Source organism: Kiritimatiellia bacterium, assembly GCA_026417735.1.
Classification (GTDB): domain Bacteria; phylum Verrucomicrobiota; class Kiritimatiellia; order PWTM01; family PWTM01; genus CAACVY01.
Genome location: JAOACR010000004.1, coordinates 131,499 through 151,773 on the forward strand (window position 1 = coordinate 131,499; position 20,275 = coordinate 151,773).

Here is a 20,275-nt window from a genome sequence, read left to right on the forward strand (position 1 = left end):
ACGTGAACGCGCTGCTGAAGGCACTGGAGGAGGGCCGTCTGATCGAATTGCCCGTGGCGGACAAGAAGGACGCACTGACCCTGCTGGCCAGTCTGATCGAGGCCGTGCCCGGTGTGCGCCCGAACGCGCAAGTGGTGGAAGGCATCATGGCCCGGGAGGCCCAGTCGAACACGTATTTGGGGCACGGCATCGCCTGCCCGCATGCCCGCACCGCCGACGAGGGTGAAATGCTGTGTGCGGTGGGTTGGAGCCCGAAGGGCATCGCGTATGGCAACCCCGACGGCACGCCGGTCCGGCTGGTTCTGCTCTATTACATCCCCGCCAACCATCGCAACGCCTACTTAAAGGAGATCTCCCTGCTGGCGCGGGCTCTGGAAACGGGCAGGGCGACGGAACTGAGTACTGCGACCACGCTGGCGGACGTGCGCATCCGCATGCTCGACCTGGTCAGCTCCGCGCTGGACTCGGCCGCGGTGACGGCGCGCGCGCGGATGATCCGCCTCGAGACCAAACAAGCCGCCGCGGCCGCCGCTCCTCCCGATGCGGTGCTGGCAAGCCTCAACATCCAGCCACTTCTGGTCATCCTCGCACCGGCGACGCGGCCCATTGTACTTGCACAGCACCGCGAGTTGGTCGACCTGATCGAAAGTTCACCTCCGGTGGGAGAGACCCTCTCGCGGCAGGGCTCGGTCGATGTTGGCGAGTGGCGCATTGTCAGCCGCGGCACCACCCCCTATGCGGGGGAACGTGTGGTGATTGACTGCATTGCGGTGAAGAAAAACGAGCGCCCCATCGCGACAAGCGCCCGCACCGGCTGACCACCAATGGGTCGTGCGCGTGACGCCGTCGTCTACGGGGCGGCGTTGTGACGGAATCCACCGCGGAGCGAGCGGACGGCGCCAGCCCACGACCCCAGCCACCCCCAAGGCGGCCGGTCTTCGGTCGTGCAGAGGGTCCGCGACATTGTCCATGACCCGCCGCTGGATCGGCCTCTGCTCAAGGCGGTCAGCTGGGCGCCGGTGTCCGCGATCGTTCGGTCCGGGCAAAACCGGCGATAGGCAAGCCTGGCCGCTACAGCTCGGCAGGACGACGGCTCAGGCGACAGTGGACAAGGTGGGGAGCACCAGCTTGGTGCAATCCCCATTGCGGATCGCCAGCACCGACGGGTCGCACCCCGCCGACCGCCGCTGCGGGCAAGCCGCGACGGCCAGAGAGTCTCGGAGAGTGGCCGGCAGGCGCCGGCGGGATTTCAGCCAAGACCGGCGCCGGCGCCAGCCGGGGACGTCCCGATTCCTCCCCGAGGGGTGCTGCGCCCGACAGCCTCCTCAGTTTGCCAACAGGCGGGCCACGGTCGCCACCGCGCCGCACAAGACGATGCCGAGCATCACCGGCATCAGCGTCGCGACCGCGGTCCACTTCGCGCTGCGGGTTTCGCGCCATATCGTGAAGATCGTGGTGGAGCAAGGGTTGTGACACAGGCTGAACAGCATCAGGCAGACGCCGGTGAGCGTCGTCCAGCCATGGCGACGAAGGAAGTCACCGAGCGTCGCCACATCCTCGAACTCGAACAGTCGGCCGGCAGTGGCCGCCTCGGCCGCCTCGGGCGCCAACGCGGTGGTCAGTACGAGGATCGTCGGCAACACGATTTCATTGGCGGGAATGGCCACCAGGTAGGCGGTCAGGATGATTCCGCTCAGGCCGATCGCCCGTCCGAGGGGATCGAGCCACCGCACAAGGTGAGCCGCGAGGGGCGCCCCGGCGACGCGCACGTTGCAGAAGACCCACAGCACAATGCCCGCGGGCAACGCAAACACCACCGCGCGCCAGAGCACGATCAGCGTGCGGTCGATCAGCGAGGTGTACAGCGTCCGCAGGATGTCCGGCGGGCGGTAGGGGGGCAGTTCGAGACTGAACGCGGACGGCTCTCCGCGCAGCACGCTGCGCGAGAGCGCCCATGACGTGAGGAACATCAGCGCCACTCCCAACAGCGCGACGCCGAGCACCGCGGTGGCAGCGGCCAGACCCGCAAACGCCGGCGGAGCGAGCGCGCCGAGAAAAATCGTCGCCATCACGAACTGCGTGGGCCAACGGCCGTTGCAGAGCGAAAAGTTGTTCGTGAGGATCGCGATGAGTCGTTCACGTGGGGAATCAATGATGCGCGTCGCAATCACGCCCGCCGCATTGCAGCCCCACCCCATGCTCATCGTCAGCGCCTGTCGTCCATGCGCACCGGCACGTCGGAACAGCGCATCGAGGTTGAAGGCGACACGCGGCAGATAGCCGAAATCTTCGAGGATGGTGAACAGCGGAAAGAAGATCGCCATCGGCGGCAGCATCACGCTGACGACCCAGGCGGTGGTCCGCCACGCACCATCCACCAGCAACCCTTTTAGCCACGGCGGCAGACCGGCCGCATCCGCGAGCCGGCCGAGCATGCTGTAGGCGCGGTCGACGAGCAACGAGAACAGCAGCCGGGACGGGACATTCGCCCCCTCGATGGTGATCCAGAGCACCAGGCCCAGCAGGGCGATCATCGTCGGGTAGCCGGTATGCCGACTGGTGAGCCAGCGGTCGAGTTTCGACTCCCACCGGCGGCGGCCTCCTGCCGCGTCCACGGTGACACAGCGCGCAGCGATGCTGGCGGCCTCCGCATAGACTCGCTCGACCCAGCGGTCGTGGAACCCCGGTGGCAGCGCCCAGCGCAACGACTCCACCTCGTGCACCAGCGCCTCAACCGCCGAGGCCGGCGGTGGCGGCGCAGCGGTCCCGCGATCGGAGACTTCCGCGAGTCGACCCTCGCGCAACGCCTCCAGCAACGAGGCGTCCCCCTCTAGCAGCCGCAGCGCAATCCACTCCACATAGTTCAGCCGCGGGTAAAGCTCCCGCAAATGGCGCGAAATACGCGATAGCGCCTCCGCCAGGCCGGGCAGGTCCTGCGGCAGTCGGCGGGGCCGACAGCTCACGCGGGCGTTGGCGACCTCGTCCACCGCGCGCATCAGCTCGGCGATCCCCTCGCCGCGCCGGGCCGCGGTCAGCACGACCGGCACACCCAGCTCCCGCGCAAGCGCCCGCCCGTCCACCTCGATGCCGTGGGCGCGCGCCTCGTCGACGAGATTGACGCAGACAACCGCCCGATCCGTCAGCTGCAGCACCTGCAACACAAGATTCAGGTTGCGCTCCAACCGCGATGCGTCCACCACAATCACGGTGACGGAGGGGCGCTCGAACAGCAGAAAGTTGCGGGCGACCTCCTCGTCCGGCGACGCCGACACCAGCGAATACGTTCCCGGCAGGTCCACGATCCGGTAGGTTCGCTCGCCATATCGAAACGAGCCTTCCGCACGGCCGACTGTCTTGCCGGTCCAGTTGCCAGTGTGTTGACGGAGGCCGGTCAGCATGTTGAACACGGTGGTCTTGCCGGTGTTCGGGTTGCCCGCCAGCGCAATCACGTGGTCGAACGTATCTGACGGAACGGCCCGGGCCAGCGGGCAGGCACGGCAGGAATCCGGCAACGCGGAGTTCATCGCCGTTCCGCCGGTGCCGGTGCTTCGAGGTGGACGAGGATCCGGTCGGCCTGCTCGCGTCGAAGCGCAATCGTCGCGCCGCGCACGCGGTAGGCGATGGGATCGCCGGAGGGCGCGCGCATCACGAGCTCGACGGTGGTGCCGGGCACGAAACCGAGATCGAGGAGCCGGTCGCGCGCCAGACCGCGCACTTGCGGCGAGAGGCCGACCACGACCGCCCGTCCTCCGGGCTCGAGGTCGCTGAGCCGACGCACCTGTTCGTCGAAGGCGACGCCGCGGGGCAGCTCATCGACGGTGAGCAGCGCCGCTTCCGTGCGGGAGAGGTCGATTTCGCGTCCGTCGAGGCTCACCCGCATCCCACCGCCGGCGGCGGCGCAGCCCAGCACGCGGATGCGCGCATCGGGCGCGAAGCCCTCGCGGGCGAGCCGTTGGTAGGACTCGGCCGGCTCATCTTCGACATGTACGATCTGGCCCTTCCATCCCGGCGGGCACTCCTCCAGGGGGCGGCCGCGCCGGGGGGGAAGACGACCCTCGCGGGAGGGGATCGGATCACCGTGCGGGTCGTAGGCGGGCTCACCGAGCTGCCGGGCGAGCGCATCGGCCGCGCGGGGCGTGAGCCGGTGTTCCTCGGCGTGCGCGAGGCGATGCCAGTCGGTTGAGGGCAGTCCGCTGGTGCGGGCGAGATGAGTCTCGTATAGCCGATGAGCGCGGGCCACCTGGGCCGCATATTCGCGGCCGGCGGCCGTCAGCGTGGGGGGATCGCCCTCGACCCACCCGCCAGCGCGCAGTTCTTCGCACAGCCGGCGGGTCTGCGCGGGCGTACAATGCACCGCCCGGCCCAGCGCCGTGGTGGTGGGAGGGACCTCATCCGCGGCGCGGTCAAGCAGAAACTTCAGCGCGTCCTCAATGAGGGCGCGGCGCCGGCCGCCCCGTTTCATGCCCTCAATCTAGGCCATCTCCTGCCCGCGTCAATGCGAGACCACGGCGAGGACCTTCTCTCCGGCTGATGGATGTCGCGAAGCCGGCAACCTGTGGAAATGTCCCGCCCACCGCACCTGCTGGTGCGCACTCTCCTCGCGACGGCCCTGCCAACGTGCCACGCTCTGCGCCGGGGGAAGCGACAGAGCTTTCTTGCCGGCTCTCCCCCGCGCGCACCTGCCCACGCCCGGTCCAACGGTCCGCAGCGTAACCCCCTTGTGCTTCCCGCGACGGCGACGAGCCGCACGGTGCGTGGTCCTCGGAGCCGGCAGCGTGTAACCTTCCTCCAGCGGCAGGCGTAAATGGAGAGCGACCGGCATGGTGCCGGTGGAAAGGACAAGTCATGAACAGATGGTCAATCGGACTGGGTGTGGGACTGCTGATCGGCGTTGCGCAGGCGGGGCCGCTGCGCTTGAGCGACGTGCCGGCCGAAGCGCGCTGGTGGGTACACTTCGACGTCGATCAGTTCAAACAGACCGCGGTCGGCCGCACCGTTCTGGATCTCCTCCGGCAACCCGATACCGGCCCGAAACTGGACGCGATGAAAGCGGTCTTCAATTTCGACATTCGAACAGATCTGGAGAGCATCACCGCCTGCGGCGCGGGGCGCCGCTCTGCGGTGGTGGTGCGCGGCCGATTCGATGAACAGCGGCTCGTCACCCTGCTGAAGGCCGGCGACGGCTACCAGGAACTTATGGTGGAGGGCCGGACGCTGCACTCGTGGATCGATGAGGGGAAGGCGAAGAAAAAGGGCCCGGAGAACGCACGCATGTATGGCGCGATTCACCGAAGTGGTGCCGCGGTGTTGTCGGAGCAGGCGGAGACCGCCGCGCATGTGCTGCGGGTGCTGGACGGTGAAGCGGCGGCGCAGCCGGAGTCGGCGGCCGTGCAGTCGGAGTTCCCCGCCGTCGTCGTGGGCCGGATGAGCGCCGACGCGTTGCCGAACCAGCAGACGGACAATCCGGTGGCGCGGGGCCTCACGGGGGCGGTGGCGGTGATCGGCGAGCGCGGAACGAACATCGAGGCGCGGCTGGAGATGACGCTGAAGAATCCACAGGCGGCGGTGCAGATCCGGCAGATCGTCGACGGCCTGCGCGCGGCCGCGCTGCTGAACTCGGAAAAGGACCCGCGCGCGGCACGTCTGGCGGAGCAGCTCGTTGTGCGGGCCGAGGGGACCACGCTGGAGCTGCGGCTGAGCCTGCCGGCCGCGGAAGTCACCGAGGCGATGCGTGCGGAAATGGCGAAGAAACGCGCTGCGGCGCCCGCACAACCGTGAGCATCGCACCGCCAGCCGCCGGGGACGAGGCGCTGGCGCGACGGGCCGCCGAAGGCGATGACGCGGCGGGCGCGGAGCTAGTGCGCCGGTGGGTTGGACCGCTGCGCGCGTACTGCGCGCGGCGCGTCCGCCCCCCGCTCGACGCAGAGGACCTGACGCAGGAAGTGCTGCTCGCCGTGCTGCGGCGGATCGGCCGCAAGCGCAGCGCCGCCCCGTTTGCGCCGTGGCTGTTCTCGGTGGCGCGGTCGGTGGTGGTGGACGCACACCGCGCATTGCGCCGAAGGCCGGCAACCATCCCCTTCGATCCGGCGAGTCCGGAGCCAGTCGTGAGGCGAACGCCCGCGGAGGTGGCCGCGGAAACGGACGAGGAATCGCAGTTGTGGCGCGAGGCGCGGCGGACGCTGTCCGCACGCCAGTTCGAGGCTCTCGAGCTGCGGGTGCGCTGGGGGTTGGATGTTGCCGCCATCGCGTCGGCGATGGGGCTGACCGCGAATCACGTGAAAGTGCTGTTGTTCCGCGCGCGTCAGCGGCTGCTGGCCAACGGCGCGGTGGCCGCCGCGACCAACTGTGAAGTCCGGCGCGGCGCGGTCGCGACGGCCGCTGAAGCGGCACGGGAGGGCTGAATGATGCTGCGATGCAAATGGTATCGGTGGCGTTGGAGCGCGCGGCGGGACGCGGCGCAGCCGATGGACCGCGCAACGGCACGGCATCTTGAGCTCTGCGCGGCCTGCCGCGACGCGGTTCAGGCGATGGAGCAGCTCGATCGCGCGCTCGCGCGCGGTGCACCGGCGGTCGAGGTGCCAGCGTCAGAGGCGGCGGAGATCTGGCGAGCGGTGGCGGGCGCAGGGCAACAGCCTCGGGTGCGGAGAGACGCGTTCGCTCCGGCCTGCTGGCGGTGGGTATGGGTGGCGCTCGGCGCGGCCGCGGTGGTGTTGGTGTTGCATCTTGCGCAGCTTGGCCGAACGGTCGCACCACCGGAGGTGTCGCAGATCGGGCTGGCGGCCGCCGGCGAACTTGCCGGCTGGGCCGGACGAATCGGGGAATGGACCGATCAGCCGGGAGCCGAACTGGGGCGGGCCCTTTCTGGCGCGGTCCAGCCGTGGATCGAAGACGCCCGGCGCTCGCTGACCGAGTTTCCTGTGCTGCCTGCCAACGAAACCTTATAAACGGCGGCAGGGGCCCGAGTGTGGGCCGGTCGCTGAACCACGGCTCAGCGCGGTGCGGTTGAGCCGCCGAGCGCCGGGGCCGCCGTGCGCCGTGCGCGCAGCGCGATATCGCGGTTGAAGCGCGGAACGCGGAGGCGGAGCGACCGGCCCCCGGCGGTGAGCAGATCACGGCCGCGGGGCTCGCCCTTGATCGTGTTCCACCATTCGACCGCCCACGTCCCGGGGGCGGCAACGTTCAGTTCAATCTGGGCGCCGTCAATTTCGGCCGGCGGTTGGCCGCCGACGACCTCGCGGTGCCAGCTGGCATCGCGATCGCGAATCCAGAGCCGGAGGTCGTCGCCGACGCACAGACCCACGCACAGCAGCCGGTCGGGCGCGGTCACGCGGAGCGGTTCGACCCCACCGGTCCAGTCGAACCCGTCCAGAAACCGCGCCAGCGGCGGATAACACCGTTCTGCACCCATCGCCTCGAGCGTTTCCCACCACCAGAACATCGCTGTGCCCGCCAGACCGGAGAGTGCGGACGCCCACAACGCGTCGTGGACATGGCGGAGGTTCTGGTCGGCGCGCATCAGCGGGCTGAGCCGCCACTGCTCATCGGCGAGGCCGAACTCACTGAGCAGCGCAGGGCGGTCGGGCGCGTTGCGGCGCAGCAGCGCGGCGCGATCCAGAACCGCGGCGGCCGCATCGGTCCAGGGTCCGCTCCAGTTCGGCCGCAGGTACCAGTGCAGATCAGCCACATCGAGCGCGGGATCCTGCCATAGCGCGGGGGAGGGCGCCCACGTGCTGGCGGTCCGTGGACGCCGCCAGGGATCGGTCCGGTCAAGATAGCCCGCAAGCTCCCGGTAGAAGCGGCCGGCGGGCAGGCCCGGATCCAGTTCGTTCCAGTACTCCCAAACCGCAACGGCCGGGGAGGCACCCCAACGGGCAATCGCATAGCGGAATAGGCGGCATGCATCGCGAATCGCGGCGTCGTAGTCGGCGGCCGCGGGGTCGCGCAGCCGTCCCATGTAGCGATCGCGCGTGAGCAAACAAATCTGGAGATACACGCCAGCCGACTCCGCCGCATCGACGACCAGATCGAGCATCGCCGCATCCGGCTGGTTGACCGCCCCCATTCCACGGTTCGTCACCCCGCTTTCGTGAACGGGCCAGCGTTCGGGGGATGGCCCCCCGCCCCCGCGGCCGGGCTCCAGCGAGATCGCCCAGTCATCGCAACCGGTCCAGATCCGAAGATAGTTCAGCCGATGCTCGGCGAGACGCGCGATCACCTCGCCGATGCGGCCGGCAGAGACCCTTTGCATCGGACCGATGAAGCAGAGATTCTGGCCGATCGCGAAAAACGGCCGGCCATCATGGAGCGCGAAAAACCGCGGGTCGCGACGGCTCACGCACACGCGCGCCACGTCGGCACCTGTTGCGACCGCCACCACCATCGGCGCCGAGGTGATCGTGAGGCCCCGGAAGCGGGCGATCGCGGCGAGGGTGTGCGTGCCGGGCTGCGACGGCCGCCATGTGATCCGCCAATGCGGTTTGCCGTGCGGTTCCATCCACTCGCGATGGTAGCGGGGCGGCGCGGCTGGCCGTACCCGATAGGGTTCGATCCAGGCGGCCGGCAGCCGAACGGCGTCCCTATGCGCAGCGGCGAACTCCGCCTCGATCGAGACCTCGTCCGGGTCGAAGGGATTGATCACACGAGGCCCGAACTCGAGCGCGGCGATCCAGGCTTGCCCAACGCGGGCGGTCGGCGGCGCATCGAGCCAGCGCAGGTCCGAAGCCGCCGCCGGCAGCGCGGCCAGCGCGCTCGCAATGACTACTCGCCGGACCATCGCACCACGCGTACACGGCCATCCGGACCGCGCCGGACCAACGCCTGTTCACTCAGAGCCTGGCGCGAGCCCCGAATACGGATACGCACACGGAACCATTCACTTTTCACATCAAGGTACGGTAGCAACCGCACCATACGCAGGGGGTCGGCGAGCACCACGAGACCCTCGATGGAGCGCAACGGCGCGGCGGACCGCAGCGCGATCACCGCGCGCGGCAGGTGCTGCTGCCCGCGCCCGAAAAGCACCGCCAACAGAGGTTCTGGCGCGCTGTTGAGGTTGACCGGCGTGACGCGGCGGTGAGGACCGGGAATCAGCGTGACCAGATCCCGCAACGGGAGGCGACGATCGGCGGGAATGGCGCCGAGCGAAGGATCCCGGAGCCAGTCGTCGGGGAACCCGGCAATCCACTGTAGCTCGGCCCACGACTCCAGCGGACGGTTGGGCGGCACGCGGCGCGGTACAAGTTCCGCATAGTGGGGCGCTTCCCGCGCGCCTTCGCGGTCTGCATCCATCCAGTCGCGCAGTGCGAGGATGCGGTCGGCGGGATCCGGATCGCCGGCGAGTCGAAAGAGGTCAGTGGCGATGTCCTCTGCGGGGCGGCGCGGTTGGGGGGAGGGTTCGGCGGAAAGGTTGTTCAGGTCCCAGCGCTGCTGCTCATCCTCGATCACGGTCTCGATGGCGTCGCCATCGGGCGTGCGACGGCGGTTGGGGCGGGCCCAGAGTTCGTCGGCGTGGTCGCAGAGTAGGTCGTCGTCGTCCGCGAGCCGTTGCAGGGCCTGCTCGAGTTCTGCGGCCGCGAGCGCACGCAGCCGCTCGCGTTCCAGCCGAGCGGCGGCAAGGGCCGCACGCCCGCGCGCTTCCGTGAGCGCGGCACCGAGCAACACGAGGACTGCGCCGAACACCGACAGCACAAGCACCAGCGCGCTGCCGTGGCGCGCAGCGCGGCGCCAGCCGGCGGAAGGGCGGCAGGGCATCGCCCGGCTCAGCGGCCGCCCCACCGGACGCGGTCGGTGAGGAAGAGCTGGTCCATGTTGTTCAACGGCAGGCCAGCAGTCAGCGGAAAATCGGTTGGCAGGCGGCCCTGCAGAATCGGGAACCAGTTCTTGTAGGGACCTGTCAGCAGCACGCGCGCGAAAGGCAGGTCGCGGGTGAGCGTAGTGAAGTACAGGCCGCGGATCCGGATGCCCTCGGTGACGCGGTAATCGTTCAGCTCATAGAACTCTTCGAGCGCGATGGGCACATAGATCGACACGCGATCGCCGTACCAGGCCGTCGCCCATGGCATGTCGGTACACATTGTCTCGCGCGGCTCCAGCAGACCGCTGACGAACTTCACAAATGCGGGCAGATAGGGCGGATACGGCAGGCCTTCCGCGGGCGGCAACAAGCCCGCCACGAACGGTATCGCGGAGAGTGCAACCACGCCTGCGGTCGCGCCGATCTGCGCAATGCGCAGCTGCCACTGGAGCCGGTCGAGCAAGACAAAGAAAAACGCCAGCGCATACGCTGCCATGATCGGCCAGAAGATGTGGAACAGCCTCATTGCCGACTCGAACACCGTGCCGACCAGCAACACCGAAAGCATCGCGATCGCGACTGCCCAGCGGAACAGGCGAGTTTCCCGTCGGACAAAGCGAAACAGAAAGGTCGCGAAGAAGAGCGGGTAGAGCAGTCCTTCGCCCTGGCGGCCGAGCTCGAAGCGGTAGATCTCCGTGAACCGCCGGACGGCCTTCGCGGTCACCGCCTGACGAATCGCACCAAAGGTCAGCCGCGAGTTCATGGTGCGGTCAATCGCGTCGCCCTCGGAGAGCTGGCTGTTGTACAGCGCCGTGCGGGGCGCATCGCCCCACAGCGTTCCGGTGACGCGCCAGTTGCGGTACAACCAGGGGGAAATCGTCGCCAATGCAATCGCGAGAAAGGCCGCCGGCGCCAGCACGCGGCGCCGTAGCGAAAACGCCAGGTGCGCGGCCATGCCGGCCCATAGCGCGAGCGCGGCGTAGCGGGTGAGCGCGGCCGCACCCGCGAACACCGCCGCCAGCACCAAGAACAGCGCACCGCGGCGCGGCGCAGCCTCCTCGCCGAACGCGTCGGTGCAGCGCAGCAAAAAATACCAAGCGCCCAGACCGAAGAACCAGACCACCGGCAGGCCGAGCCCGGAAAGGCTGTCCTCCCACATCATCCGGCTGAGCAGGAACACAATCGTGGTCAGGCGAGCGATGCGCGCGCTGAAAAGCCGGCGTGCAATCCGAAACACGAAAAAGGCGGAGAGCGCCACAAAGAGGTGGTTCAGCGGAACGATGCACCACTGCTCCGGGGTGAACAGCTCGCCGGGGCGGGCACCCCCCGCAGAAAACGCCGCACGCGCCGGCGCGAACACCGCCGCCAGCAGCGCCGGATAGAGGGGCGGATGGCGTGTGTCGGGATACCTCTCCACCGACAGCCGGCGCCCCCGCGCCTCCATAAACTGCATCGTCCCGGGCCGGATACACTGCGTGATCATGGAGCGATGGCGAAGGAGATTGTGCCCCAGCTGCGCCAGCTCCATGGCTTCGGCTTCCTTCAGGCCGCGAAACCGCACCGCCGTAAACCACAGCACCACAAAGCCCATCGCCAACAGCGCCAGCACGGTCTGGACGATGCGCAGTCCAATGCCAACGTCAATGTTGTAAATCAGATCCTGAATTTTGACTTCAACCGGTTTGGTTTCCATGGCAGTCCGTTTGCCCACGCTAGCCGTGATACCCCTCTAACGCAAGCGCGAAGGGGGCGATTCCCCACGAATGGGGTCCGGCGGGCGCCGTTTGCCGTACCTGACCCGTGAAAAACTCATCACCCGCCCCGTTCCGAGCCGGAATAAGGAAGATCGAACTTCAGCCGATAGCTCAAAATGCAACATCCTTCGGCTGCAAAGCTGCAAGAGGACCTACCGCCCCCTGCCCCCGTAGCCCGAAGTCCCGAGCGCCCCCCTTGGGGTTCGTGGCTCGCACGACCCAAAGTCTCTCGGCCCCGCGAACAGCTGCGGCTTTCGGACCAACGCCGAACAACTCTCTGCCGGCTGTACAACGCTGGCTTCCAGCCCTGTGAGGGGAAACGTCCGCGGGCACGGAAGGTCGGAGTCGGCCAGGGCGTTCACCTCGCAGCCCCGGCTGTGAGGTTGGCGCCCGCGGAACCACCGTTCCCAGCGCGGTCACGTCGTAAGAGCATCAGCCGTATCGTCTGGTGACAACCGGCGAATGAGCGGTGTATCCATTCGTTGGAGGGGTTGCGGCCAGAGCTATCCAAGGCTTGGACGGTGGACGCCACGCACCACTCACGCCTACCTGACGCTGTCCAGGACGGTGTCCCCGCCGGCAGGATTCCCACTAGCCCGAGCGGATGGCCTCCAGGCGGGCGCCCCGGTGCCCGCCCGAGAAGCAAGGCGAGAGCCCGGCGACAGCGGGTGGAGCTTTGGCGCTTCTCAGGCCTCAGGGCGTGCGGACGGCGCCCCGTTCCGCGCGCGCCGCCTCAGACGCCACCCCCCACCGCAGCCGGCGCAGCCCACCGAAAGAAGATCGGGCGAACGACGACATCCGCCGCGGATTCACGACGGAGCGCTCTCGGGTTCGCCGCGCCAGCGGTCGCGGCGCGGACGCCTCCTTCCCGTAGGCCGCTGTACAGCGCGGATACCGGCTGCTTATCATCTTGAGCCATGTCATCGCCTTCACCTGCCAGTCCAGCCGGCCGGTCGCCGGTTTCCGTTGTCACCGGCGGTGCCGGCTTCCTCGGTTCCCACCTTTGCGATCGTCTGCTCGCGGAGGGGCACACGGTCATTGCGCTGGACAACCTGATCACCGGCAGCATCACCAACATCGAGCACCTCGCCGGTCACCGCTCGTTCCGGTTCATTTACCACGATGTCACCGAGTACATTTTTCTGCCCGGGCCGGTGGACTTTGTGTTTCACTTCGCGTCGCCCGCCAGTCCGATCGATTATCTCGAGTTGCCGATCCAGACGCTGAAAGTTGGCGCACTGGGTACGCACAAGGCGCTGGGGCTGGCACGCGCAAAAGGTGCGCGTTTCATTCTCGCCTCCACGTCCGAGGTCTACGGCGACCCGACGGTGCACCCCCAGCCGGAGACTTACTGGGGCAACGTGAATCCGATCGGCCCTCGCGGCGTGTACGACGAGGCCAAGCGCTTTGCGGAAGCAATGACGATGGCGTACCACCGTGCCCATCGGATGGACACCAAAATTGTGCGGATTTTCAACACCTACGGCCCGCGGATGCGCCCCCGCGACGGCCGGGTGGTGCCGGCCTTCATCACCCAGGTCCTAAAGGGCGAACCGATCACGATTTTCGGGGATGGACGGCAAACACGAAGCTTCGGCTATGTAGACGACCTCATCGAGGGTATCTGGCGGCTCGCCAACAGCCCGCTACACGAACCGGTGAACCTCGGCAATCCGCACGAAATGACCATCCTCGAAATCGCGGAGGCGATTCAGTTGGCCTGCGGACGGCGGGTGGAGCTAGTTTTCCGGCCGCTGCCGGTAGACGACCCGAGAGTGCGCCAGCCGGACATCACCCGCGCGCGCACGATGCTCGGCTGGGAACCAAAGGTGTCTCTGGAGGAGGGGCTGGCACGGACCGTGGCATATTTTCGACATCTGCTTGAAAGCGGGCGACTCTGAGCGCAACATCGTTGCCGAAGCTGCGAACGAGCGGACCATGATCCTCAGGTTCAAACGCAAGGACGGCGCACAGGTGGAGTTTGAGATCGGCGACCGGCCGATCACGATCGGCCGCAGTCCAGAAGCGGATCTGGTGATTCTGGACGACAAGGTCTCGCGTCTGCACTGCGGCATTCGGTTGTGGGACGGCGACTTCGTGCTGAAGGACCTGAAGTCCCGCAACGGCACCTATGTGAACGGCCAGCGGGTGGAGACCGCAAAGTTGCACGTCGGCGATCGCATCCGGATCGGCTCCTGTGTGTTCACGGTGGAGAACGAGCCGGGCAAGGGCACCGAAACCATCCTCCGGGAGCTTGCTGAGGAGATGGCGGAGGGCAAGGGTTACTCGACGATGCTGAAAGAAATCGTCGAGGATGCGTCGGCGCCCCCCGCGGCACCGCCGCCGGCCGAAGACGCGGTAGAAGTCGTTGATGAAGCCCCGCCGGCCGCCAAGCAGGCGCCGGAGACCGTGATCGCGCCGGCCCGCCGAGTGGTCAAGGTGCGCGTTTCCCCTCCGCACAAGGGCCGGAGCAACTGAGCTCCCTGGAAACGATCGTTCGCTGAGCGCGGTAGGGAGCCGCAACGCCAAGTCCGTGTGCGGCGGCATGGAGTTTGCGCCGGTGCGCGCAGCTATGGACCCAGGCTGTGGCCGCGAAACAGCGAGGGGAACAGCCGTGCGCCTTAGGAGTGCGGTGGCTCGCCGACCCGCACGCGGCGCCACGGCCGCAGTTCCACTGGCCCGAGCAGACCGGATGGCCGCAATGTCGCCTCCACCCGCTCAAACTTTGTGATGTTGGTGCGCGTTACGCGCTGATTGAGCGGCCGTTTTGCGTCCCCGATCAGACGATTCGCCCAGGAGTTGATCACCTCGACACGTAATTTCACAGGGACAGCCGCTGGACCTTCGGCGTCGGGCAGCTCGGTGCGGTAAGGGGCCGTCCAGAGGGTGCCGAGGTCGCGTTCTCCCCACCACACGCCGCCAATCTCATGGAGCTGGCCGAGATCCAGCGTCCAGTGCAAACCGTCCTGGCGTGGCAGCTCGGGCACGTTCGTTTCATACACCGCGCGGCCGGCATAAAACCGGACACCCTCGTCTGGGTGCGTGGTCCAGTCGAACAGTTGCTCCGTCTTCACCGTCGCAGGTGCGCCGCGGCCGTCAAGGAACCGCACCACCCATTCCCCGCCGACGCGTTGCGGCGGGGGCAGAGGAGGCACCTCCACCGGCAGGACTCTCCCGTCACTCCACCGCACCTCATAGCGGCCGGCGACCCACGCATCGAGCCAAAGCCGGCCGTCGGAACGGCTCAGCCGCGCGACCGGCCACGACCGCGGCTCTCGCTCGGAGGAGGGCCAGATTCTCTCGCCCTCACGCCACAGCTCCACCGGATGCACGGCGCCGGACGGGCGCCGGAACACGACGAAGACCGATCCCTCGGGGGGAAGGCGCAGCGGTACCACTGTACGTCCACTCTCCTCTCTCCACAGCGCAACCTCTTCGATCGTGCCGGTGAGCGGATCCCACAGCTCCGGAACACGCCCTCGGACCCGAAATGAGCACTCCACCTCTTCGTAGCGGTCCGGCAGGTCGAAACGGCGGCGATACTTCGTATCGAGAACGTCGCGCCAGGTCCATCGATTCACGATAAAGTACACGTCGGCCGTGTCGGTCCGCCGGTGGATGCGGTCGAGCCAAGTGTTCGGCTGCAGGCTCTTGACGATCACATCCGGCTCGATGCCCAGTCGAGCCAGTTCCGCGCGAGGCGAGTTGGTGGAAATTCGTCCACCGCCCCAGAGCCGCTCCGCGAGCGCCGCAAACTCCCGGTCCGCCGCCTCTCCGCCGGACAATCCCGTGCGATGGACCGGACGCGGACCGACCACCGGTACCCCGGCCTCGACAAGCCGTTCGACGACCCGCAGCGCCTCCAGCGACATCACGCCCGCTGAGGGCAGCGAGAGCAGACGGTAGCTCATGCCGTCCGGCAAGATGATCCGGCCGTCCTTCGCGGAGACGCGAGTCCGCAGTGCTTCCTCGTTGATCACGTCATAGTCGTAGTCCGGCCAGACGCCGGCGGGATTGTCTTCGCGAAGGCGCACGAAGTTCGGGACATGGTCGCCGTAGTAGTGGAGCACGTCCGCGACGAAGCGGCCGGCCTGCAGCAGCGCCTGCGCGTGGTGCACGTAGGCAAAGAAACCGTCCGCTCGCGGCCACCAGGTGACGTTTGGATTGAAGTGGGTGCCGGCAAAATACTCCTGACCGGGCAGCCCCGCAGAGGCGGGCGAACAGGTGAGGGTGTGCAGCATCACGTGGTTGAGCCCTTCGCAGAACGCGCGATCGAGATCGTGTTTGAGATCGCGGGGCGCCTGCTCCCAGTGCGGGCCGATCGAGGTGAACGATTCCGCCTGCATGCGCGGCCGACCGTAGATGTGCGCGGCGCTCGCGCCCTGTTTGATGAAAAAGCGGAAGTTCTCTTCGACGCGGTGCCGGTCGTTGCGAATCCAGAACTCACCGGTTGGAAAGTCACAGATCCCCATCGTCTGCAGCGCGTCAATCGGCGCGGCATGAGGGCCGCCGGTTTCCGCCTGGAGCTTCAACCCCCGTGAGCGGGCCAGTTCGGCGAGCCGCCGCACGTGTTCCGCGAACAGGTCACCGAGTGTACGCCGAAAGTCCGCGAGGAAACGGTTGGACCGTTCGCGGCTGTCGAGGATGACACCGGCCAGCGCGGGCAGCCACGGTTCGAGGTCGTAGCCGCGCCGCTGCCGGAACTCGCGAGGCATGGCGCGCGTCCAGTTGATCGGCCCCAGTTCCCAGCTGTCGGTTTGGATTGCTGCCCAGGTGCGCCCGACGTGCGGCCCGCCCGCCGCCAGCAGCCGCTCCACCACCTCCCGCCAGTAGGCGTCCACCATCGCCGGGTCAAGATGGTCCACCGCCCAGCCCGCCCATCCCTCACTGCAGGTGGACACATGTGAGCCGGCGAGCGTGCTGCAAAAACGGAAGAGCCTCCAGCGCCCCGCTGGCGGTGCCCACTCAAGAACATCCGGCTCCACCCATCGCGGCGCCAGCACCACCACCTCACCCAATGGCACCGCCTCCCCCGGCAGGGTGGGTTCGGGCCGCACCAGATGCTCCGCCGGCGGTGCGTTGAACGGGCCGGGATAACGGTGGTACGCCTTTTGTTCAAAATCGCGGATCCGAGGCGTTTCATCGGCCGGCAACCGCAGTCGCCGTCCCTCGCAGAAGAGTTCGATCTCTGCGACCTGCACGTTGCGCGGTGCCTGCGGCGAGCGTGGATCCCAAGCGCCGGTCACCAGCAGCCGCACCGCCGCCACGTCGCGCGTGGGAAACCTCAGCGAAATCGCGTCGGTTTCCGACGCGTTGGTGAACACCGCCACTGTGGTCATCCCGCCGTCCGGGCCGACCACTTCCACGCGCCCGTCCCGCGGGCCGTATCGCGGCCGCGGTAGGACCGCGATCTGATCCACCCTCACCGGCGACGGCAGACGCACCTCCAGCCACACCGGCGCGGTCGGCGCGGGGCCCGCACCCGGTTTCGCGGCTGCGACCCAGAACGTTTTGGGATCCCCATCCACCACCCGCCCGACCGGAAACTCCGGCGAATCAGCGCTGCTGCGCACTTCAATGCCCCGCTGGCCAGCCGCGGGCCATCGCACCGCAACGATCGCGACGTCATCGCACACACCCTCGCGCCCTGGCGGCCTTGGCAGCCGGGTTCGCCGCGGCCCCCCGCCCTCCACCAACACTTCCGACCAAACAAGCCGACGCGTCGAGTCCTCCGGTCGGACGTGCGGCCCTCCGAGATTCCAACCGCTCATGATGTTCAGGCTCATCTCAAAGCCGTACCGCGAGGCCTCATCCAACGCGAAACGGAAGAGACGAAGCCATTCATCCGAGGCGAAGCGGGGACCGGCGGGAACCCTGCGGTGACCATCTTGTGCGGAGCCGTCGGCATCAATGATGGCGGCGCCGCCCATGCCGTGTCGCTGCATTTCACGGAGGTCGCGCGCAATCGCGTCCGCGTCCACATTGCCGTTCAGCCACCACCACCAGCAGCGCGTGCGGGCGGAGGGCGGCGGTTCCCGGAAGGAGGTTTCCAGCTCGTCCGGCCGCACCGTCCCCACCAACCATGCGGCGGCGATCAACAGACAGCGCGAGCGCTTCATGTTTGAGCCTCCTCTTGTAGGTCCGCTGACCTGCCCGCCATGCCGCTGGCGCGGGCGCACACACGGTCACGGAGCTGACCCGCGAGTGATCTGAATCGGGACGGTTGCGCGCTTCAGAAACTCCCGCGAGGAGGCGGGGTCACCGTCGGTCGGACCCGCTCCAATCCGCACCAGCAGGTTCGCCAGCGCACCCCGACACAGCGGAATGTTCGCCTCCACCACGTTCAGCACTGGCACCGCGTCGGGCAGGTTCATCCGCGCACGTACCCGCTCCGCCGGGGACACGATCTGGATCGGCTGATGACACGCCACACAACGTCCCCGGCGGCCGATCTCCTCCTCCAACACCCACAGTTTCTGCCCGCAATGGTCGCAGGAGATTTTGAACTGCCGCTCGGCCTGGGCACGGTAAATGAACACGCCCGCCGGCACACCGGCCATCGCCGCCTCCCGGACCAAGGCCGCCGCCGCCTCGAGCAGCCGGTGGTCCAGAAAGTGCACCAGCACCGCGGCCGCGTCCGCCTGGCGCAGCCGCGCTTTCCAGGCGGTATCCTCCACCGTCACAGCCGACACCGCCTCGAGGAACACATGATGGTTGGCAATGTCGACGACTCCCCCGGACGGCGAATCGGGCAGCAGCGCCGCGACAAAGCGAGCCGCAATCTCCGGCTCCGCGGCCAGCACCGGCACAAACCGCCGGCGTCGCTCTTCAGCTCTGGGTATCGCCGCCGTCATCCGCTCCTTGCCTACACACTTTCCCGCCACGAGGCAAGCCCGCTGCCGTTGCACGACCAACGTGAACCCCGCCCCGCCGGTGGCGTGCCCTCCCGACGCAACGCCCGAGAGGTCAGTTCACACTGATGACAGAAAGGTTCGACAGCTGGTGCCGGGCGCAGAGGTTGAGCACCTTCACCAGCAGTTCGTGAGGCGCCGCGCCGGAACACAAAATCAGAATCGTCTGTTTGCGGTCCAGCTCCGCGAGCCGTTGAATCAGCCCGTCCAGGTCCGCCTCGCGGACCGGCTTATCGTTGATGGTGTACCCATCGTAGAAAACGCCGATCCGGATCAGGTTTTTGGGCACCTCCAGCCGGTCGGAGCGCTGCTCGGGGCCGGGACGCGACACGTCCAGGTGCGCGAGGACGTCAATCGGTTTGATCGTGACCAGAAAGTAGACCAGAAGCTGGAACACGACGTCGATCATCGGCGTCATCGGCAGTTCCGGCTCTGGTGCCTCTTTGGGTTTGCGCTTTCGGGCCATCGCGCCGCCAGCTCCCTTGGGTTAGGCCTTTTCCTTGATCGCCGCGAACTTGATCCGCCAAAGACCGGCTTCACTGCAGATGTCCATCACGCGCCGGATGTACTCGTGGCGAGCCTTCATGTCGCCGCGGATCACTACCGGCAGCGTCTGACCGTGCCGTGCGACCGCGCCGCGGAGGATCGAACGCAGCGCTGGCAGCGAGAGACGCTGCCGCGCGATGAAGATGCGCCCTTCGCTGTCCACGTCAATGTTGATCGTGCGAGGGTCCTTTCGCTCGACCGCCTTACCGTCCGGCGCCATCGCCAGCCGGAGGTCCATCTCGATTTCTTTTTGCTGTTGCGCGATCGTGACGATGAAGAAGATGATGAGCTGGAACACGACGTCGATCATCGGCGTCATGTTCAGGCCCATCTCTTCCCGGCGTTTGCGCATGACCGTAGTTCCCCGGCGACCGCCCGGGCGGCGGTTATTCCTCCTCCGCGACCACCTCGACGTTGCGCAGCGTCTTGATCAGATCGAGCGTCAGGCCCTCCATACCGAGAATGATCTTCGTCGCGGTGTTGCGGAAGAAGGTGTAGAAGCCGACGGAGGGGATCGCGATCATCAGCCCCGCCGCGGTGGTCCAGAGCGCCTGGCCGATGTTTTTCGCCAGCAGCGCGGTCTGCGCGGCACCGGCCTCCTGCATCGCCAGCGTCATGAACGCGTAGATCATGCCCTGCACCGTGCCGAGCAGCCCGAGCATCGGCGCGAGGTTTGCGCAGACGTTCAGGTAGGCGACGCGCTGCAGCAGCTTCTCGCTCTCGAGGTCCGCCGCCACGCCGACGATGTCCTGAATCACGTCAAAGCCTTCCTGCACGTTCTGGAAACCGGCGGTGAGAATGCTCGCCAGCGGCGTCGGGCGGCTCTCGCAGTGTTTGATTGCCTTCATCACGTCCCCTTGCGACATCGCCTCCCGCACGTCGTTCACAAGATCGGCGGGCGCGATTTTCTTCTCCTTGATCGTGATGAAAGAGTCGATGATCAGCGCCGCCGCCGCCACCGAACACAGCCCGAGCGCCAGCCACAGCACTGCGCCGAGCCAGCCGCTGCCCGTGACGACGGACCAGAACCCCATCCCTTCGCCGCCCTTCGCCTTCGCCTCGGCGGCCTGCGCCTCCGGCGTCAGCGTGGTCGTCCCCGGCGCAGGCTGCGCAGCGGCCGGCTGCGCCGCCGGCTGTCCCGCGGCCGGCTGTTGCGCGCGCGCCACCCACGTCATCGCGATCACTGCCAGTGTCGCCACCGAGACCCATCGGATCCACGTCTTCATGCTCGTCCCTTCTTTGTCAGTTCGCCGGTTGCACTCCGCGGCCCG

General features: G+C 67.6%; 16 protein-coding genes. 6 read left to right on the top strand and 10 right to left on the bottom strand.

The annotated features are described in order from the left end of the window. Positions 1-2: 2 nt before the first annotated feature. The gene (locus tag N2652_01845; GenBank protein ID MCX7817945.1) at positions 3-818 is read left to right on the top strand and encodes a PTS sugar transporter subunit IIA; all 816 of its coding nucleotides are present in this window, start codon (positions 3-5) and stop codon (positions 816-818) included. Between the two features lie 507 nt (positions 819-1,325). Here the strand turns inward: N2652_01845 and feoB are convergent. After that, on the bottom strand, positions 1,326-3,524 hold the full coding sequence (gene feoB, locus N2652_01850; protein ID MCX7817946.1) for a ferrous iron transport protein B: 2,199 nt from the start codon (positions 3,522-3,524) through the stop codon (positions 1,326-1,328). Continuing rightward, positions 3,521-4,462 carry a metal-dependent transcriptional regulator gene (locus N2652_01855; GenBank protein ID MCX7817947.1) on the bottom strand — a complete coding sequence of 314 codons (942 nt, stop codon included), beginning with the start codon at positions 4,460-4,462 and terminating at the stop codon, positions 3,521-3,523. The genes feoB and N2652_01855 overlap by 4 nt, the downstream gene beginning before the upstream one ends. Before the next feature lie 383 nt (positions 4,463-4,845). Between N2652_01855 and N2652_01860 the strand changes: the two genes are divergently transcribed. The 3 genes from N2652_01860 to N2652_01870 are packed head-to-tail and all read left to right on the top strand — an operon-like array spanning position 4,846 to position 6,944. Next, on the top strand, positions 4,846-5,778 hold the full coding sequence (locus N2652_01860) for a hypothetical protein (GenBank protein ID MCX7817948.1): 933 nt from the start codon (positions 4,846-4,848) through the stop codon (positions 5,776-5,778). Then, positions 5,775-6,401 (top strand): sigma-70 family RNA polymerase sigma factor, encoded by a 627-nt coding sequence (locus N2652_01865; GenBank protein MCX7817949.1) that lies wholly within the window; start codon positions 5,775-5,777, stop codon positions 6,399-6,401. Before N2652_01860 ends, N2652_01865 begins: the two co-directional genes overlap by 4 nt. Then, the gene (locus N2652_01870) at positions 6,402-6,944 is read left to right on the top strand and encodes a hypothetical protein (protein MCX7817950.1); all 543 of its coding nucleotides are present in this window, start codon (positions 6,402-6,404) and stop codon (positions 6,942-6,944) included. It begins immediately after the preceding gene. A 44-nt stretch (positions 6,945-6,988) separates the two neighbouring features. Here the strand turns inward: N2652_01870 and N2652_01875 are convergent, their stop codons facing one another. Genes N2652_01875 through N2652_01885 form a run of 3 tightly spaced genes read right to left on the bottom strand, consistent with a single transcriptional unit; the run spans position 6,989 to position 11,486 of the window. Further along, positions 6,989-8,773 carry a hypothetical protein gene (locus tag N2652_01875; protein ID MCX7817951.1) on the bottom strand — a complete coding sequence of 595 codons (1,785 nt, stop codon included), beginning with the start codon at positions 8,771-8,773 and terminating at the stop codon, positions 6,989-6,991. Continuing rightward, complete coding sequence (locus N2652_01880) at positions 8,758-9,750, bottom strand: general secretion pathway protein GspK (GenBank protein ID MCX7817952.1); 993 nt, start codon at positions 9,748-9,750, stop codon at positions 8,758-8,760. Before N2652_01880 ends, N2652_01875 begins: the two co-directional genes overlap by 16 nt. Before the next feature lie 8 nt (positions 9,751-9,758). Then, on the bottom strand, positions 9,759-11,486 hold the full coding sequence (locus N2652_01885; protein ID MCX7817953.1) for a glycosyltransferase family 39 protein: 1,728 nt from the start codon (positions 11,484-11,486) through the stop codon (positions 9,759-9,761). A gap of 978 nt (positions 11,487-12,464) precedes the next feature. Here N2652_01885 and N2652_01890 point away from each other — a divergent pair. After that, positions 12,465-13,448, top strand: coding sequence for an SDR family oxidoreductase (locus N2652_01890; protein ID MCX7817954.1), 984 nt, complete (start codon positions 12,465-12,467; stop codon positions 13,446-13,448). 37 nt (positions 13,449-13,485) lie between these two features. Next, positions 13,486-14,025, top strand: coding sequence for an FHA domain-containing protein (locus N2652_01895; GenBank protein MCX7817955.1), 540 nt, complete (start codon positions 13,486-13,488; stop codon positions 14,023-14,025). Between the two features lie 143 nt (positions 14,026-14,168). Here N2652_01895 and N2652_01900 read toward each other — a convergent pair whose 3' ends face one another. From N2652_01900 to N2652_01920, 5 genes are all read right to left on the bottom strand, one after another. Next, positions 14,169-17,666: a glycosyl hydrolase gene (locus N2652_01900; GenBank protein MCX7817956.1), complete on the bottom strand. Its 3,498-nt coding sequence runs from the start codon at positions 17,664-17,666 to the stop codon at positions 14,169-14,171. 66 nt (positions 17,667-17,732) lie between these two features. Beyond that, a complete protein-coding gene (locus N2652_01905; GenBank protein ID MCX7817957.1) occupies positions 17,733-18,401 on the bottom strand; it encodes a hypothetical protein in 669 nt (222 codons plus the stop codon). A gap of 112 nt (positions 18,402-18,513) precedes the next feature. Beyond that, complete coding sequence (locus tag N2652_01910; GenBank protein ID MCX7817958.1) at positions 18,514-18,924, bottom strand: biopolymer transporter ExbD; 411 nt, start codon at positions 18,922-18,924, stop codon at positions 18,514-18,516. Between the two features lie 21 nt (positions 18,925-18,945). Then, positions 18,946-19,356: a biopolymer transporter ExbD gene (locus N2652_01915; protein MCX7817959.1), complete on the bottom strand. Its 411-nt coding sequence runs from the start codon at positions 19,354-19,356 to the stop codon at positions 18,946-18,948. A gap of 34 nt (positions 19,357-19,390) precedes the next feature. After that, positions 19,391-20,230 carry a MotA/TolQ/ExbB proton channel family protein gene (locus tag N2652_01920; protein MCX7817960.1) on the bottom strand — a complete coding sequence of 280 codons (840 nt, stop codon included), beginning with the start codon at positions 20,228-20,230 and terminating at the stop codon, positions 19,391-19,393. Positions 20,231-20,275: the final 45 nt, after the last annotated feature.

Coding starts and splice junctions, on each gene's coding strand:
- N2652_01915 (MCX7817959.1), bottom strand. CDS start 19,356: ATGCGCAAACGCCGGGAAGAGATGGGCCTGAACATGACGCCGATGATC.
- N2652_01875 (MCX7817951.1), bottom strand. CDS start 8,773: ATGGTCCGGCGAGTAGTCATTGCGAGCGCGCTGGCCGCGCTGCCGGCG.
- N2652_01905 (MCX7817957.1), bottom strand. CDS start 18,401: ATGACGGCGGCGATACCCAGAGCTGAAGAGCGACGCCGGCGGTTTGTG.
- N2652_01870 (MCX7817950.1), top strand. CDS start 6,402: ATGATGCTGCGATGCAAATGGTATCGGTGGCGTTGGAGCGCGCGGCGG.
- N2652_01880 (MCX7817952.1), bottom strand. CDS start 9,750: ATGCCCTGCCGCCCTTCCGCCGGCTGGCGCCGCGCTGCGCGCCACGGC.
- N2652_01910 (MCX7817958.1), bottom strand. CDS start 18,924: ATGGCCCGAAAGCGCAAACCCAAAGAGGCACCAGAGCCGGAACTGCCG.
- N2652_01885 (MCX7817953.1), bottom strand. CDS start 11,486: ATGGAAACCAAACCGGTTGAAGTCAAAATTCAGGATCTGATTTACAAC.
- N2652_01900 (MCX7817956.1), bottom strand. CDS start 17,666: ATGAAGCGCTCGCGCTGTCTGTTGATCGCCGCCGCATGGTTGGTGGGG.
- N2652_01890 (MCX7817954.1), top strand. CDS start 12,465: ATGTCATCGCCTTCACCTGCCAGTCCAGCCGGCCGGTCGCCGGTTTCC.
- N2652_01895 (MCX7817955.1), top strand. CDS start 13,486: ATGATCCTCAGGTTCAAACGCAAGGACGGCGCACAGGTGGAGTTTGAG.
- N2652_01855 (MCX7817947.1), bottom strand. CDS start 4,462: ATGAAACGGGGCGGCCGGCGCCGCGCCCTCATTGAGGACGCGCTGAAG.
- N2652_01860 (MCX7817948.1), top strand. CDS start 4,846: ATGAACAGATGGTCAATCGGACTGGGTGTGGGACTGCTGATCGGCGTT.
- feoB (MCX7817946.1), bottom strand. CDS start 3,524: ATGAACTCCGCGTTGCCGGATTCCTGCCGTGCCTGCCCGCTGGCCCGG.
- N2652_01920 (MCX7817960.1), bottom strand. CDS start 20,230: ATGAAGACGTGGATCCGATGGGTCTCGGTGGCGACACTGGCAGTGATC.